Source organism: Aquabacter sp. DMC10 (assembly GCF_056314145.1).
In genome coordinates this window covers 595,705-610,794 of sequence record NZ_JBQUYX010000004.1, presented here as the reverse complement: position 1 = coordinate 610,794, position 15,090 = coordinate 595,705, and the positions used below count along the sequence as shown (strand labels likewise).

14 protein-coding genes are annotated in these 15,090 nt (G+C 68.8%); 4 read left to right on the top strand and 10 right to left on the bottom strand.

The genetic code is table 11. The annotated features are described in order from the left end of the window. Nucleotides 1-63: 63 nt before the first annotated feature. The 7 genes from ACT54L_RS14410 to ACT54L_RS14380 form a co-directional block, all read right to left on the bottom strand. On the bottom strand, nt 64-726 hold the full coding sequence (locus tag ACT54L_RS14410; RefSeq protein ID WP_476086310.1) for an MBL fold metallo-hydrolase: 663 nt from the start codon (nt 724-726) through the stop codon (nt 64-66). Nucleotides 727-853: 127 nt separating this feature from the next. Then, nucleotides 854-1,888 (bottom strand): methyltransferase domain-containing protein, encoded by a 1,035-nt coding sequence (locus ACT54L_RS14405; RefSeq protein WP_476086309.1) that lies wholly within the window; start codon nt 1,886-1,888, stop codon nt 854-856. A 145-nt stretch (nt 1,889-2,033) separates the two neighbouring features. Then, nucleotides 2,034-3,065 carry a hypothetical protein gene (locus tag ACT54L_RS14400; protein ID WP_476086308.1) on the bottom strand — a complete coding sequence of 344 codons (1,032 nt, stop codon included), beginning with the start codon at nt 3,063-3,065 and terminating at the stop codon, nt 2,034-2,036. Next, on the bottom strand, nt 3,049-3,882 hold the full coding sequence (locus ACT54L_RS14395) for an alpha/beta hydrolase (RefSeq protein WP_476086307.1): 834 nt from the start codon (nt 3,880-3,882) through the stop codon (nt 3,049-3,051). Before ACT54L_RS14395 ends, ACT54L_RS14400 begins: the two co-directional genes overlap by 17 nt. A gap of 152 nt (nt 3,883-4,034) precedes the next feature. Then, nucleotides 4,035-5,372 (bottom strand): DUF3422 family protein, encoded by a 1,338-nt coding sequence (locus tag ACT54L_RS14390; protein WP_476086306.1) that lies wholly within the window; start codon nt 5,370-5,372, stop codon nt 4,035-4,037. Between the two features lie 95 nt (nt 5,373-5,467). Beyond that, the gene (locus ACT54L_RS14385) at nt 5,468-6,082 is read right to left on the bottom strand and encodes a histidine phosphatase family protein (protein WP_476086305.1); all 615 of its coding nucleotides are present in this window, start codon (nt 6,080-6,082) and stop codon (nt 5,468-5,470) included. A gap of 97 nt (nt 6,083-6,179) precedes the next feature. Then, a complete protein-coding gene (locus tag ACT54L_RS14380) occupies nt 6,180-6,488 on the bottom strand; it encodes a hypothetical protein (RefSeq protein ID WP_476086304.1) in 309 nt (102 codons plus the stop codon). A gap of 1,221 nt (nt 6,489-7,709) precedes the next feature. Between ACT54L_RS14380 and ACT54L_RS14375 the strand changes: the two genes are divergently transcribed. Further along, the gene (locus ACT54L_RS14375; RefSeq protein WP_476086303.1) at nt 7,710-8,342 is read left to right on the top strand and encodes a hypothetical protein; all 633 of its coding nucleotides are present in this window, start codon (nt 7,710-7,712) and stop codon (nt 8,340-8,342) included. Nucleotides 8,343-8,445: 103 nt separating this feature from the next. Here ACT54L_RS14375 and ACT54L_RS14370 read toward each other — a convergent pair whose 3' ends face one another. Together ACT54L_RS14370 and ACT54L_RS14365 are read right to left on the bottom strand one after the other, a co-directional pair. Next, nucleotides 8,446-11,040 carry an ABC transporter permease gene (locus ACT54L_RS14370; RefSeq protein WP_476086302.1) on the bottom strand — a complete coding sequence of 865 codons (2,595 nt, stop codon included), beginning with the start codon at nt 11,038-11,040 and terminating at the stop codon, nt 8,446-8,448. Continuing rightward, a complete protein-coding gene (locus ACT54L_RS14365) occupies nt 11,037-11,741 on the bottom strand; it encodes an ABC transporter ATP-binding protein (RefSeq protein WP_476086301.1) in 705 nt (234 codons plus the stop codon). The genes ACT54L_RS14370 and ACT54L_RS14365 overlap by 4 nt, the downstream gene beginning before the upstream one ends. Nucleotides 11,742-11,886: 145 nt before the next feature. Between ACT54L_RS14365 and ACT54L_RS14360 the strand changes: the two genes are divergently transcribed. Beyond that, complete coding sequence (locus ACT54L_RS14360) at nt 11,887-12,504, top strand: arylesterase (RefSeq protein WP_476086300.1); 618 nt, start codon at nt 11,887-11,889, stop codon at nt 12,502-12,504. On the opposite strand, the gene ACT54L_RS14355 is transcribed toward ACT54L_RS14360, so the two are convergent. After that, nucleotides 12,498-13,274, bottom strand: coding sequence for a hypothetical protein (locus tag ACT54L_RS14355; protein ID WP_476086299.1), 777 nt, complete (start codon nt 13,272-13,274; stop codon nt 12,498-12,500). The two genes, ACT54L_RS14360 and ACT54L_RS14355, sit on opposite strands and share 7 nt — an antisense overlap. 260 nt (nt 13,275-13,534) lie before the next feature. Between ACT54L_RS14355 and ACT54L_RS14350 the strand changes: the two genes are divergently transcribed. Beyond that, nucleotides 13,535-14,323: a Bax inhibitor-1/YccA family protein gene (locus tag ACT54L_RS14350; protein ID WP_476086298.1), complete on the top strand. Its 789-nt coding sequence runs from the start codon at nt 13,535-13,537 to the stop codon at nt 14,321-14,323. A gap of 160 nt (nt 14,324-14,483) precedes the next feature. After that, nucleotides 14,484-15,008, top strand: coding sequence for an N-acetyltransferase family protein (locus tag ACT54L_RS14345; protein WP_476086297.1), 525 nt, complete (start codon nt 14,484-14,486; stop codon nt 15,006-15,008). Nucleotides 15,009-15,090 lie beyond the last annotated feature (82 nt).

The window sequence follows — 15,090 nt, the reverse complement described above, 5'->3', positions numbered from 1 at the left end:
TTTGTCTGCGCGCATTTCCTTCGCGAACCGGGTCGCGCTTCGCCCGGAAATGTCTGGGCGATCCTACGCCGCGAGGAAGGGGTTGGAGGCCCGCTCATCGCCGATGGAGGTGACCGGGCCGTGGCCCGGCAGGCACACCATGTTGTCGCCCAGAGGCAAGAGCTTGTCGCGGATGCCCTGGATCAGAAGGTCATGGTCGCCATAGGGAAAGTCCGTCCGCCCCACTGAGCCGCGGAACAGGGTGTCCCCCACGATGGCCACCGAGATGGGCTTGTGGACGAACACCACATGGCCGGGCGTATGGCCGGGCACCTGGAGCACATCCAGGACCAGATCGCCCACCTGAACCCTATCGCCTTCGGACAGATACAGGTCCGGCGTCACCGGCCGGGCGTCGGGAAGCGAGAAGCGGGCGGCGGAAGCCGGCAGGTCGTCCAGGAGAAATTGGTCGGCGGCATTGGGACCCACCACCGGCACGCCGAGGCTCTCCGCCAAGGCGGCCGCTCCCGCCGCGTGGTCCACATGGCCGTGGGTGAGGAGGATCTTCTCCACGGTGATGCCGGTCTCCGCGAGCGCGGAGCGGATGCGGTCGAGGTCGCCGCCCGGGTCGATCACGGCGCCCCGGTTGGTGGCGGAGCACCACAGGAGGGAGCAATTCTGCTGGAAAGGCGTCACCGGCACGATGGCGATCTGGATCGGCGGCTTTTCGGAAGAGCTGGAGGGCATGGCATGTCCAAGGCTAGCCCCGGCGCCGGCCGGGATCTCACCCATGCGCATAGAGCCTGGCGAGCCGCGGTTCAACCGGAGCCGGACGGCGCGGCTGAGTCCCCTACCCCTACCCCTACCCCTACCCCTACCCCGCCTTGCGGATGATGAGGCCGAAGCACGTGGAGGCAAAGCCGTCGATCATCAGCTTCAAATGCTGCGGCGCCTCGCGCCAGGACGGGACGCTGGCGGGCAGGTCGTCCGCATAGGGCGGCACGTCGATGAAGCGGTCGAGCCGGCCGGCGCCCACGTCGAAGTCCAGCGGCGCCACCTCATGCCCCTTGGCGGCAAGATGGGCCGCGAGATCCTTGAAGTGCCGGCGCTGGAACAGCACGGTCGGCCAATTGTCGATGGTGGCGTCGTCGCGCAGGAAGTTGAACTCGGTGGTGTGGACCGCCATGCCGCCGGGCTTCAGCGTCTCCAGCGAGGCCTCGATGAATGCCACGCCGTGGGCGATGGACCCCAGATGCTCCAGGGCGCAGATGGACCAGCAGAAGTCGAAGCCGCGCAAGCCGCGGTCGATGGCGTTCATGTCCACGAACTTCAAATGCACCAGCCGGTCGAAGGTGTCGCGATCCACCAGGTGCGGCTTGAAGGCGTGGTCGAGGGTGCTGGCATGCTGGGTGGTGGTGATCCAGCCCCGCGCCATGGCTTCGGCGGGATCGAGATCGGTCACGGTCACGTCGATGCCCAGCGCCGCCATGGCGCTCGGAAGCGGCTCCTGCCCGCAGCCGAAACCAAGGCCGCGCGCCCCTGAGACCAGGGCGCCCCGCTCGCTGAGGGCCTGCATCACATAGCACAGCTCCCAGACCTTGCGGTGATAGAGCGGGGCCATGCCGAGCCGCGCGCTCCAATAGGCAACCCACGGCGCCTCAATGTCGGCCTGCGTGGACGGCTTGCTCTTGAGGCCGACCGGGCCCGGCGCGTCGGGGGCGGCCCCCGCCCGTGCCTCATAGAGTTCCCGGGCCAGTTCGTAGCCAAAGAACTTCACATTCAGCTTGATGGCCTCGATGTCCTTCGCCAGGGCCCAGAGCCGGTTGATGTTGGGGGTCGCATCCGCGCGCACCAGATCCAGCAGGACATTGAGGTTGGCTTCGGTGTCGGCGGCCTTGGAGAAGGGCATCGTCTCCCACTTTCTGGCTTTGATGTGAGCGGCGCGGAGCATCCACGGACGGGAGCCGGGAGCGCATCCATCAACGGTCATAAAGGCTTCGCCCCTCGCCCACTTTAGGGCGCGCCTCCCGCTAGGGGAAGCACCCGGCGGGCTGTCACGGGCTGGGTTTGAAGCCGATTTCTCCCTTCACCGCATCAAACAAGACCTGGTAGTGGCGAAAGACAAGGCCGCCCGAATTGAAGCCCTTCACCCCTCCGTGAGGCGGCGCGTAGCGGTAGCGGTTGGTCCACAGCCGCCGCCCCGCGGTGACAGTCAGGTCCATCACGCCCTCCACGCGGGTTCGCACCAGTGCGCCCCTGCGAACAGGTCGGTGCAGCTGGGCGGGAGGCAGGTCGGGCGTCTGAAAGCTGCCACTGCCCGCTCCCGTGTCGAAGACCGTGCCATAGCATCCCTCAGGCCCGCCATTGACGGAAAAGCAGGTGCGGACGGACTTGGTGTTCCAGGCTCTCAGGCCCGCCGGCTGGGCGCCCTGGGCCGGTTCAAACGGGGCGCGCTTGAAGCCGGCGCTGTTCTGCGCCGTCAGTCCCACCACCAGATGCGGCTGGACGGAAGGCTCGGCCAGATCGTCCGCCACCACGATAAAGCCGTTGCCGAGATTTCCCGGCAACTGGGCGAGGGGATTGAAGACCGGCAAAGGATTATAGGCGACGCCCATGACACCCATCTGCCCGGGAGACCATCCGGGGCAGCGCGGCACCTCCGGCTTGCAGGTGATGGAATTCACCACATGCACGGCGATGGGGGCGGCGGTGGCCACACCGGGCTGTGCACCGGGAAAGGACACGGTGAGATAGCCGAGCACGCCGGTGAGCACATTGCCGCTGGTGTAGGAATAGGTCAGCGGCGTGGTTGTGAGCTGAACCTGCGGCCCGACCACTTCGGCCCGGATGCGCAGGCCCGTGGAACCGGTGTCCAGCAGCACCTGCCCCGCCGGACCGCCGCCGGCGGACACCGCGACGAAATTGGCAAAGCCGCTGTCGCCGGGCCGGTCGATCAGAGGAATGACCGCGCTTTCCGGCGGCGCATCCCCCTGTGCCCACGCATGGCCCCGGGCCAGCAAGGCGAGCAGAAGCCCCACCAGGATGAGGAGCCGCCGCCTGCGGCGCCGGTCAGGCCGTGGCGGCATCGCGCGCCATGTCCGCAAGGGTAGCCACCAGGGGCGACGCAGGGTCGGCCAATTGCTCAACCACGGTGAAGTGGTTGGTGTTGTCAACCACATGGGCGGCGGTGCGGGCGCCCTGCGCGGCCCAGCCGCTGGCGAGGTCCTGTCCCTGCCGCAGGAATTCGGCGCTTTCCAGCCCGCCGGTGAAGGTCTCGAACCAGCGCTGCGCCGGCACGGTCCACAAGGCGGGGGACAGCCGGCGGGCCTCCTCGGCGGTCAGATGCAGCCGGTCATTCATGCTGGTGTGCACCAGAGGCTCCACCTCATAGACACCCGATATTCCGGCACCGGCGGGCACGATATCGTCCGGCACGCGCGGATCGATCTCCAGCCAGCGGGTGGCGGTCAGGCTGGCCGCCAGATGCCCGCCCGCCGAATGACCGGTGACCGCGAAGCGGCGGCGAATGCGGTGGTAGAGGCAGACGGCGGCGCCCCTCAGCTGGCTGACGATCGTATCGAGCGGCACGTCCGGGGCGAGATCATAGCCGGCGAGAGCGACGCCGATGCCATGCTTCAACAAGCCCTCCGCCGCGAAGGTCAAATCGCGCGGATGCAGATATTGCCAGTAGCCGCCATGGATGAGCAGCACCACCGGCGCCTGCCGGCCGGTCTCGGGCCAGACGATGTCGAGGATCTGCCGGGGCGTCGGCCCGTAGGGGATGCCGAGATCGGCGGCCACCGCCTCGCCGCGCAGGCGCGCCGAGCGCGCCTTCCAATCGGCGAAGATGTCCGCCCAGTCGGGGACGCGGGCGCGGTTGTTGTATTCGGTTTCAAAATCCAAGGCCTGTCCTCCTGGTCACGGATGCGCCGGCCAAGGGCGCTGCAGGCATAAGGGCCAAGACCCGACCTGCTGAGGATGACGCCCGCGGGCGCAGACGGGGTGAATGCGGGATGGCGCGCGATCGTTCCCTTCAGGTCTCGCGCCCTCGCGCCTCAGTCGTGGTCGCCATGGGCCCGCCGGATCCGTCGCACCACGTTCCAGACGAAGAGGACGGCGACGGGAACGGCCAAGGCGGTGACAAAGCCCGGATTGACGGCAAAACCGAGATCATGGTCGATGCCGCTCTGGTGAATGCCCTCCGCCGTCAGATGGACGAGACTTGCCACATAATAGCTGATGGCCGCCACCGACAGCCCCTCCACCGTCCGCTGGAGGCGCAGTTGCAGGCGCGTGCGCTCGTTCATGGAAACGAGCAAGTCGCGGTTCTGCTGCTCCACCTCCACATTGACGCGGGTGCGCAACAAATCGGCGGCGCGGGCGAGCTTGTTGGACATGTCGCCCTGCCGGGCTTCCACCGCCGCGCAGGTGCGCATGGCCGGCGCCATCCGCCGGTCGAGGAATTGCTGCCAGGTGGGAAAGCCGGGAATGGGCTGCTCGCGCACGGTGGCCAGGCGCAGCTTGACGATGTCGTGATAGGCGCGGCTGGCGCCGAAGCGGAACAGCGAGGCGGTGGCCCCGGCTTCCAGCTCGGCGGCGAGCACCACCAGTTCGTCCAGCATGCGGGCATTGCCGGCCAGTCCCTCGGAATGGCGCATCTCGCCGGTCATGCGCGCCAGCTGGGCCTCGATGCGGGCAATATCCGGGCCGAGCCGCTGCGCCTCGGGCAGGCCGAGCAGCGCCAGAAGGCGATAGGTCTCGATCTCCAGCACCCGCTGCACCAGCGCACCGGCGGCTTCCGTCCCTAGCCCCCGGTCCCGCACCAGGATGCGCACGAAGCCGGACGGGTCCGGCTTGAAGTCGGTGGCGATCTCCGCGGCGCCGTCATTCACGTCGGAGCGGGCAAGGCTGGCCGGATCGAACACGGCCTCCAGATGAAAGTCCTCGGCGGTGTCGGTGACCAGGTGCAGGTCAACCGCGACCAGCAGCGGGCCGGGCTGGCTGATCTGGGTCAGGGGGCTGGCGAGGGCCAGGGCCGGCGGCTGGAACGGCAGGAGGCCGGGGCCCAGCTCCGTGGAGGGCAGGTCCCAGGTGAAGGTGGAAAATTCCGCATGGCTTTCCCACCGCAGGATCGCCCCGCCCAATTCCACCCGGTGGTGCTTGGCCCCCGGTGCCGGGCCGGCGACACCCCGCTCGCCGCAAAAAGCTTCGACGCCCTCCCGCGCCGCCTGGGGATGGGCGGGATCGGTCAGGAAGGCCACGTGCAGATAGCGGCGCGGCGTCGTGGCCGGAAAAAAGGGCCGGGCATGAAGCTCGGCGAGCACCGCGGCCCGCAACGGATGCGCCGCCATGGCCCGCCCTTCCCCGATGCCCAGATCCGCCGCTTCCCCCATGGCTTTCCCCCGCTGTTTCTTCCCCGCCAAAGGGCTGACACGCGCGAACCGGGCTGGCAAGCACGCGCGTGCGGCGGGGAAAAGATGTCGCGGGATTATGCGGGTTGAAGGTGCGCGGTGTCGTTGCAGCGGACGAGGCAGGCCTCGGCCCCCGTCCACTCAATGATGTTCAGGTTGCAGGGGTCCTGCTTGAACCGCCAATAGGCGCTCAACGGTAGCCCGAGGAGGTGGCACAGCAGCACGCGATTGACGCTGTCATGGCCCACCAGAACGACGCTCTCCCCCGCATGGGCGGACAGTACATGGCGCAGCATGTCGGCCGCTCGCACCAGCACGTCCTGGAGCGACTCGCCACCGGGGAAGCGCACCAGATGGGGTGCGGTGCGCCACTGGAGGTAGGCGTCGCCGTCCTCGGCCTCCACTTCCTCGTGGGTCTTCCACTGCCACGCCCCATAATCGATATCGCTTAATTCGGGACGGGACTGGGGCTCGATCCCGCAGGCGGTGCCGATGGCCGCGCCCGTGGCGATGCACCGGCCGAGCGCACTGGTGTAGATGGCCACTGGCCGAAACGCGCTGGCGATGCGCGCGGCGAGGGCGGCGGCTTGGCGCTCGCCCGCCGGAGAGAGCGCCACCTCCACGCGGCCCCGGAAGCGTTCAGGATGAATCCCGGGCACGAGCCCGTGACGGGTCAGGATCAAGGTGGTCAAGGCGCCCCTCCACACGATGTGGAACTTAACCTAGACCGTGGAAGTGACATTTGTCCCGCGTGCCGGCGGCACGATTACGCGCGCCGCCGGCTGCGCCTCAGCGGGTGCGGGGCGTTGGATCGTGGGCCGGTCCGCCATGGGGATCGGCAGACCGATAGGTCTTCGACTTCACCTTCCCGGTGGAATAGGACGTGTTCTGGGGAATGCCCAGCACGCCCTTCACGCCGCCGGCCACACCGCCCGCGACGCCGCCCACAACACCGCCGACGGCCCCACCCACGGGACCGGCCACAGTGTTGCCGGTGGCCGCGCCCTGCTGGGCGCCGCGAACCACGCCTTGCGCCGCCACGGGGGAAGCCGTCAGGGCAGCGACGCCAAGGGCCACGAAAATGATGCGTGTTTTCATGATCGGATCTCCCTTTCTGGCACTTGAACGGACGCGCGCCGGCTCAAGTTCCCGAAGGTGAGGCCGCACAGCCTTGCTCCGGGGCCTGCCCTCGCTCACATTGGCGTCAACGGGAATCCCATATGTCATCCTTTCTGATCGCCGGCCCCGCCCCTTGCCCTCCGGCCGTGATGCGGCCGATGGCGAACCTGCGCCCATCATGCCGCGCGTCCCTGCAGAGGACGTTGGCCGGACGGGTCGCCGGGGGCGTACTCCGCCCGCTCGCGCTCCTCCGCGTCCCCCCTTCCCTTCGGGGCCTCGCAAGGGGCTTCGCCCATGTGGTGGGAGCCGGACGACTGGAGGCGGTCGCGGTCCTGACGGCCAGGGCAGGCGTTTGGGGTCCCCCTCTTCTCCATCTGGCGCGGGTGCTGCGCATGGGAAAGGCAGACTAGGATGGCCGACGACCTCGCCGCCCCGCCCAAGCGCCGCCGCCGCAAGGCGCCGCCCCTGCTGCTGCCGTTCGATATGGAGGGCCCGGCACCGGCGGAAACCCAGCCGGCCGAGCCCGCTGCATTCGACACCGCGCCCTCGGTTGATTCTGCGGACGCCTCCCGTTCGGAGCCGCCCTTGGAGGCCCCATTGGACGCCCCTGCCGACGAGGACAGGGAGCCGCCGGTCCAAGCCGAAGCGCAGGGACCACAGATGCCTCCCCCCATCGAGGACGACGCGCCGTCCGAGGCGGCTGCCGCTCCGCCCCCGCCGCCCCCCCGCCGCCGGAAGCGATCCCCGCCGCCATCCCATGCCGTGGCGGAACAGCCGGTGTCGGAGGGCACCGCCCTGCCTTCGCCCGAAACTCAGGCACCATCGGCCGCGGGCGCGGTGCTTGATCCGGCCCCTGCGGCGTCCCGCGCAGAGAACAGCTCCGGCGAGCCCCCCCTTGCCGAACCGCCGCAGGAGCCACGCGCGGCAGACGTAGCCTCAGCTGACCCTGCATCAATCAAGCCGACCTCGGCAGAGCCGGCGTCGGCCGAGCCACAGGCGCCCGGCAAAGAGGCCCTCCCCGCCTCCGTCCTTCTGGAAACGGCATCGGCTCCAGAGGCGCAAGATCCCGCGACACCCGCCGCGCCGGGGGATGAGGCCGACGGCGCCGCCGAGACCGCGGACATTGCGCCGGAAGTGGCAGCGCCGGACGAAGCCAGCCCTCCCGGTGAGGCCACGTCTGCCGTCGCGGAGGGCCAGGACATGGCCCCGCACGATGGGGAGACCGTAAGGCCAGGCGTACCCCTCCCGGTGTTGGCGGAGATTGATGAGCCTGCATCAACCGAGCCGGCGCCGGACACCCGCTCTCCGGGCGAGGCCGAGGTGGCGGATGGCGCCGGCCCGCTGACCCTCACCGCCGCCCCAGGGGCCGAGCCTCCGGCGGAGGCGCGCCTTGACGATGGAGAGGACGGAAAGGACGCACTCCAGGCGGAGGCGCACGGCCGTCCCGCTGATGCGGCCTCTCAGGCATCAGAGGCCGTTCCCGCCCTCGCGGCCCTCCCGGAAGCTGCACCCTCCTACCGGCAAGACACGGCCCCGCTGGAGAAGGGACCGCCGGCCGCCGCCCTTGGGAAGCCAAAGGGGCCGGCCGGCCCGGCCCGCACGCCCGTTCGCCGCACCCGCACGGGCAAGGCCGTGAGCGTGAGCGCGGCGCAGATGGGCGCCGGCCAAGTGGGCGCGCTGGCGCTAGGGGCTCTGGCCATCGGCGCCTTGGCCATCGGCGCGCTGGCCATCGGGCGGCTCGCCATTGGCCGGGCGCGGGTGCGGCGCCTGGAGGTGGACGAACTGGTCATCGGCACCGTGAGCGAGCAGGACCGGAAACGGCCCCGCAAATAGGCCGGCGGCGCGACCCAAAGGGCGTGCACGGGAGCGTTCAATTGAGACGCTCCCGTCCGGCGCCGGGGGAACAGGTTTCCCCGCCGCAGATCTCGGTCGGCCCTTACAGGTGCCGCAGCACTCGAACGGGAGGCTCGCTCAGCGCGCGCCAGGTGCCGATGAGCCCGAAGCCCAAGGTGAAGGCAAGGGCCACCGCGATCACCACGCCCGCCGCCATGGGCGAGAAGGTGAAGCCGATATTCATCACCTGCGTCGCCACCCCATAGGCCGCGGCGGACCCCGCACCGATGGAAAAGACCGCCGTCACGAGACCCAGCGCCGCATATTCCAGGGCATAGGCGCCCATGAGCCGGGCGCGGGTGGCGCCCAACGTCTTCAGGATGACAGCGTCGTAAACGCGGTGCTGGTGTCCTGCCGCCAGCGCGCCCGCCAGCACCAGCACGGAGGTGAGCAGCGTCACCAGGCTGGCGATGCGGATGCCGAAGGCGATATCGCCGACCATCTTGTTGGCCTCGTCGAGGGCCTCCTTCACGCGGACCGAGGTCACGGCGGGGAATTGCGCGGCCATGGCCTTCAGCAAGGCGGCCTCCTGCGCGGGGGTGGCGCCGTCGGGGTAGGTCAGGGTCGCCAGCACGGTGTAGGGCGCGCCGGCGAAGGTGGCGGGCGAGAACACCATGACGAAATTGATGCCCAGCCGCTGCCAGTTCACGTCCCGCAGATTGGCGATGCGGGCGGTGATGTCCCGGCCGAGCACATTGACCGTCACTGTGTCGCCGATGTCGAGCCCCAGCCCATGGGCAAGCTTGCGCTCAAAGGACACCAGCGGCTCGGTCTCGCTCTCCGGCCACCAACCGCCCTGCACGAGCGTCGAGCCTTCCGGCACCTCATTGGAAAACGAGATGCCCCGGTCGCTCTGGAGGACCCAGGCGGCGTCGGCCGAGGGCTTGGCCTGTTCCACCGGCACGTCCTTCAGGGCTGTGATGCGCCCGCGCAGCATGGGAACGGAGCGATAGCTGGCGCCCGGCGCCTGAGCGGCCAGGAACGCCTTGACCGCCTCCTCTTCGCTGTTGGGCACGTCGACGAAAAAGAAGCTGGGCGCCTTTTCCGCGAGGGTGCCGGTGATCTCGGAGGTGAGGCTCCGGTCGATGAGGGCGATGGTGGTCAGGAGAGAGAGGCCGAGCCCCAGGGACAGAACCACCGTGGGCGTGAGAGCGCCCGGGCGGTGGATGTTGGCCAGCGCGAGGCGCGCCATGGTGCTGCGCGGGCGCGGCAGGCGCTTGGCCACGGCCATGATGGCTGACGCCACCAGGCGCAGCAGGGCGAAGACGCCAGCGGCCGCTCCGATGAAAATCAGCGCGGCCCGCTTGTCCTCGGCGCTCACCACGGCAAGCGCTGCCAAGGTGAGGATGGTAGCGGCGCAGGCCAGCATATAAAGACGCGGCGGCCTTCGCCGACCGGCCCCCAGCACGTCGCGGAACAGGGCGGAAACCGGCGCCTCCTGCGCGCGGGCCAGCGGCCAGAGCGTGAAGGCGAGGGTGACGAGCGCGCCATAAAGCGCCGCCAGCAGGAGCGCCAGGGGATCGAGGCTGGGCGCCAGCGGAAAGGGGATGAAGCCGGCGATGGCCGCGCTGGCCGCAAAGGGCAAGGCCGCGCCCAGAACGAGCCCACCGCCGATGCCGATGGCCGCCAGCGCCGACACCTGCGCGAAATAGGTGGCGAAGATGACCCGCCGGCTGGCCCCGAGCGCCTTGAGGGTGGCGATGGAAGCGCGCTTGGTGGCCAGATGGCTGGCCACCGCATTGGCCACGCCCACGCCCCCCACCAGCAAGGCGGTGAGGCCCACCAGGGTGAGATACTGGGCAATGCGCCGGACATTGCGCTCCAGCTGAGGGGCCGCGGCATCGCGGGTGCGCGTCTCAAACCCGGCTTCGGGAAGCTGCTGCTTCACCGTGTCGGTGAAGGCGGCGAGCGCGGCCGGCGCGGGGCTGTCGAGCTTCACCCGATAGGTCCAGCGCACCAGGCTGCCCGGCTGGATGAGATGGGTGGCCTCCAGGCCCGCCATGGAGGTGAGGAGGCGGGGGCCGAAGCCGACGCCCGCCGAGAGGCGGTCCGGTTCGTCTGTGATGACGCCCCGGATCTCCATGTCGGCCTCGCCCACCTTCACAAGATCCCCCACCGTCAAGCCCAGGCGGGCCATGAGGGTTTCGTCGGCGAGCACGCCGGCGCGCCCGTCGCGCACGGCCAGGAGCCCGGAAATGGGCGCCTCGGGCGCGGTCTTCAGCGTTCCGAACAGCGGATAGGCCTCGTCCACCGCCTTCAATTCCACCAGGGTGGCATCACCGGAGGGCGCCCGCGCCATGGCGCGCAGGGAGGCGATGCGGGCGAGCGAACCCGCCGAGCCGAGCACGGCCAGTTCCTGCGGCGTCGCCTCCCGCTGCACCAGGGCAAAGGAGGCATCCCCGCCGAGGATGGCCTGGCCCTGCCCGGCGAGCCCCTCGGTGAGGGCGCGGGCGAAGGAGCCGATGCCGGCAATGGCCATCACGCCGAGGATGAGGCAGGCGAGAAACACGCCGAAACCCCGCCGGGCGCCGCGCAATTCCCGCGCGGCAAGGCGCAGCGGGACGGGAACCGGCGAACGGCGAGCTGAACCGGGGGCGGGCTGGCACGCGACCGGCGGACGGGGAGCGGGCGCGTTCATGCCAATTCCCGCGCCTGGTCGGCCTCGATGCGCCCGGACCTCAGCCGCACCACGCGGCGACAGCGTGTGGCGAGGGCGGCATCATGGGTGACCAGTACCAAGGTGGTGCCACGCGCCCGGTGCGCGGCGAAGAGCAGGTCCATGATCTGCCGGCCGGTGGCCTCATCAAGGTTGCCTGTGGGCTCGTCCGCCACCAGCAGGGCCGGCTGCGGCGCCAGCGCCCGCGCCACCGCCACCCGCTGCTGCTCGCCGCCGGACAATTGGGAGGGATAATGGGTGAGGCGACCGCCGAGCCCCACAGCTTCCAGCTCTGCCGCCGCCCGCTCGAAGGCATCCCCCCGGCCCGCCAGTTCCAGCGGCACCGCCACATTCTCGATGGCGGTCATGGTGGGGATGAGGTGGAAGGACTGGAACACGATCCCCACATGACCGCCACGGAACCGCGCCAGGCGATCCTCGTTCAAGCCCACCAGCTCGGTCCCCGCCACCTTTACGGAACCCCGGTCCGCCCGTTCGAGACCGGCCATGACCATGAGGAGCGTCGACTTGCCAGAACCGGACGGTCCCACCATCCCCACGGTTTCGCCCGCTTCTATGGTCAGGGATAGATCCTTGAGAACATGCACCCGCGCGGCGCCCTCCCCCAGTGACAGATCCACGTTACGCAGGGCGATGGCGGGTGGAGAAGAAAGGCTGTCCATGAGGTCCTTACGCTTTGCGGTGCCGCCCGGATCGTCGCAATCGCCCGGGCGCCTGAACTGGATGCACCGCGCGCTTCATCGGTGCGCCGCACATCTTCGGGCATATGGCCCGTCCATTTCGTCACGGAAAGGGCTGATCCTGGCCATGGCCGCCTTCACGTTCGCGTCAGGTGCCGCCGCCGAAGCCCGCACGCTGCGCGTGGTGGCGCTCGGCGACAGCCTCACCGCCGGCTACGGCCTGCCCAAGGCGGACAGCTTCGCCTCCAAGCTGGAGGTGGCGCTGAAGGCCAAGGGCTATGACGTGGCCATCATCAATGCCGGCGTTTCTGGCGACACCACCTCGGGCGGCCTTGCCCGCCTCGACTGGAGCGTGCCGAAGGAAGCCGACGCGGTGATCCTGGAACTGGGCGCCAATGACATGCTGCGGGGCACCGACCCGGAGGTCACCCGCAAGGCGCTCTCGGACATCCTCTCCCGGCTGCAGAAGCGCGGCCTGCCGGTGCTGCTCGCGGGCATGCGGGCCGCCCCCAACCTGGGTTCGGACTACCAGGCGCGGTTCGACAAGGTCTTCCCGGACCTCGCCCGCACCTATCCCGTCATCTACTACCCCTTCTTCCTGGAAGGGGTCGCCGGCAACCGTAGCCTGAACCAGCCGGACGGCCTCCACCCCACGGCGGCGGGCGTCGACCGGATCGTCGCCGCCATCCTGCCGGATGTGGAAAAGCTTTTGGCGCGCGCGAAGGAAAAGTCGGCGGCTCAATAGCGCACCAGCGCCCCGAGGACGATGCCATTCTCCTGGGGCGCGTTGCGGGCATAATAAGTGGAGACGACGGCCACCATCAGCGACACGCTTTGGCTGAGGTCATACATGCCGCCCAGCTGAAGCTTGTAATATTCATAGGACACATCGAACACCGGCCCGTCTCCCGCCCCTTCCGAGATGACGTTGAAGGACTGGACCAAAGCCAGCCAGCGGGGCGCCACCCGCACGCCAAGGGTTGCATCCAGGCGGAACTCGTTGGGCGCCGCGCCGTAGCGCTGGCGCTGGGCCACCTCCAGGTCCAGGAAGCTGTCATAGCCCCACAGTGCAAATGAGAAGCCCGCCAGAAGCCGCAGGTCCAGTTCGCCATTCACATAGCCAATCACCGCCGCGCCCTCGGATGGCTTGGCGCCGGGAATGCGGCCGACCACCTGGGCAGAGACCACGTAATCAAGCCCGGGGACACCGCCCTGGGCGAGGCGCAGACGGGCGCCGATGTCGCTATAGCCGGGACCGAAATAGGATTGGTCCGTAGGCGCGCCCACCGAAATAGACACAAGCTCCGGGGCGGCCATCAAGGTGAGCCAATCGGCGGCGCCATATTCCAGGAACAGCTGAGTTGTGACCTTGTCATAGGTCTGCGCCGCGAACAGGCTGGAGGCGCCATCAAAGGCATGGTCCGACCAGGTCGCAGTGCCCTGAAGGAAGGCGGACCCCTCGGATTCCCTCAAGGTCCAGGCGCCGGCATGGGCATGCTGCGGGCACGCGAACATCCCTCCCGCGAGGCCCCCCAGCCCGACGCAGGCCGCTGCCAGCCGACGACGCCCCTGACCGCGTCGCATGCCTTTCCACCCAGAATGGAAATCCCCACGGCCACACCATGCCACAGGGGAAGCTTGGCTGTCCCTACGTTACGTTGCGGAAATTTCATCACAAGCGCACTTGCCCCGCATTTCGGAACTCCCCATATTTGGCACGAGCCGAGGCTGGGCGCGGTATCGCTGCGGTCCCCTCGGTCCAATGGAGAAAGACGATGTCCGATTATGATCGCAACGTCGCCGGGCGGTTCGGCGCGACGGCGACACGCTCGCAGGCCGCGATCGACCAGGGCCTGCGGTCTTATATGCTCAGCGTCTACAACTACATGACGCTTGGCCTTGCCATCACAGGTCTTGCCGCGCTCGGCGTCTTCATGCTCTCGGTCACCACCGACCCGAGCTTGGCGGTGGGTCGCGTGGCCGGTGGGATCATGCTGACCCAGTTCGGCTATGCCCTGTTTGTGAGCCCCCTGAAGTGGGTGGTGATGCTCGCCCCCCTGGCCGCGGTGTTCTTCCTGAGCTTCCGCATCCAGAACATGAGCGTCGGCGCGGCGCAGGCGACCTTCTGGGTCTATGCCGGCTTGGTGGGCGTGTCGCTGGCCACCATCTTCCTGGTCTACACCCATGAGAGCATCGTCCGGGTGTTCTTCATCACGGCCGCCTCGTTCGGTGCGCTGAGCCTGTGGGGCTACACCACGCAGCGGGACCTGTCCGGCATGGGCTCGTTCCTGATGATGGGCCTGTTCGGCATCATCATCGCCTCGCTGGTGAACATCTTCCTCGGCTCCACGATGCTCCAGTTCATCGTGTCCGTGGTGGGCGTGCTGGTGTTCGCGGGCCTCACCGCCTACGACACCCAGCGCATCAAGGAGATGTATTTCGAGGGTGACGACAGCGTGGTGTCCGGCAAGAAGGCCATCATGGGCGCCCTGACCCTCTACCTGGACTTCATCAACCTGTTCATGATGCTGCTCCAGCTGTTCGGCAACCGGAACAACAACTGACCGGTTCCCACACGTTGCACGAGATCGGGCCCCGGCATCGCCGGGGCCCTTTTCGTTTCGGCGGGGTGCGTTGCGGGGGTAAAGGGAGCCCTGCCCTTCCCTCCCGGCGGGGCCTCGGCCTAAAAGGGCCGAACACTCCCGTCCCGCCAAAGACCTGCCGATGAAGATCCGTCCCGCCCTCCCCGACCACATTGCCGGCATCTGCGCCATCTATGCCGAGGCGGTCCGCCACGGCACAGCCTCTTTCGAGCTGGAGCCACCGGACCTCGCGGAAATGACCCGCCGCTATCAGGCCCTCACGGAGGGCGGCTACCCGTATTTCGTGGCCGAGGACGTGGGGGGCACGGTGCTGGGCTATGCCTATGCTGGGGCATTCCGGCCGCGCATCGCCTATCGCTGGACCGTGGAGAACTCCGTCTATGTCGCCCCCACCGCCCACAAGCGCGGGGTGGGGCGGGCGCTGATGGAGGCCTTGCTGGCCGAATGCGAGGCAAGGGGTTTTCGCCAGATGGTGGCGGTGATCGGCGACAGCGCCAATGCCGGCTCCATCGCCCTTCACACCGCGTGCGGCTTTCGCCCCATCGGCATCCTGCCCTCCACCGGCCTCAAGTTCGGCCGCTGGATCGACACGGTCCTCATGCAGCGGGAGCTGGGTGCCGGAGACGCCACACTGCCCGACGCCTGACGCGCCAAGCTCTGGACAGACGCGAAAAAAATGCCATCGTCACAGGGTGTTGCCGCCTGCCAGAACATGGCAATCCAAGGGG

Coding starts and splice junctions, on each gene's coding strand:
- ACT54L_RS14350 (WP_476086298.1), top strand. CDS start 13,535: ATGTCCGATTATGATCGCAACGTCGCCGGGCGGTTCGGCGCGACGGCG.
- ACT54L_RS14405 (WP_476086309.1), bottom strand. CDS start 1,888: ATGCCCTTCTCCAAGGCCGCCGACACCGAAGCCAACCTCAATGTCCTG.
- ACT54L_RS14400 (WP_476086308.1), bottom strand. CDS start 3,065: ATGCCGCCACGGCCTGACCGGCGCCGCAGGCGGCGGCTCCTCATCCTG.
- ACT54L_RS14410 (WP_476086310.1), bottom strand. CDS start 726: ATGCCCTCCAGCTCTTCCGAAAAGCCGCCGATCCAGATCGCCATCGTG.
- ACT54L_RS14360 (WP_476086300.1), top strand. CDS start 11,887: ATGGCCGCCTTCACGTTCGCGTCAGGTGCCGCCGCCGAAGCCCGCACG.
- ACT54L_RS14345 (WP_476086297.1), top strand. CDS start 14,484: ATGAAGATCCGTCCCGCCCTCCCCGACCACATTGCCGGCATCTGCGCC.
- ACT54L_RS14380 (WP_476086304.1), bottom strand. CDS start 6,488: ATGAAAACACGCATCATTTTCGTGGCCCTTGGCGTCGCTGCCCTGACG.
- ACT54L_RS14390 (WP_476086306.1), bottom strand. CDS start 5,372: ATGGGGGAAGCGGCGGATCTGGGCATCGGGGAAGGGCGGGCCATGGCG.
- ACT54L_RS14355 (WP_476086299.1), bottom strand. CDS start 13,274: ATGTTCGCGTGCCCGCAGCATGCCCATGCCGGCGCCTGGACCTTGAGG.
- ACT54L_RS14375 (WP_476086303.1), top strand. CDS start 7,710: ATGGCCCCGCACGATGGGGAGACCGTAAGGCCAGGCGTACCCCTCCCG.
- ACT54L_RS14370 (WP_476086302.1), bottom strand. CDS start 11,040: ATGAACGCGCCCGCTCCCCGTCCGCCGGTCGCGTGCCAGCCCGCCCCC.
- ACT54L_RS14365 (WP_476086301.1), bottom strand. CDS start 11,741: ATGGACAGCCTTTCTTCTCCACCCGCCATCGCCCTGCGTAACGTGGAT.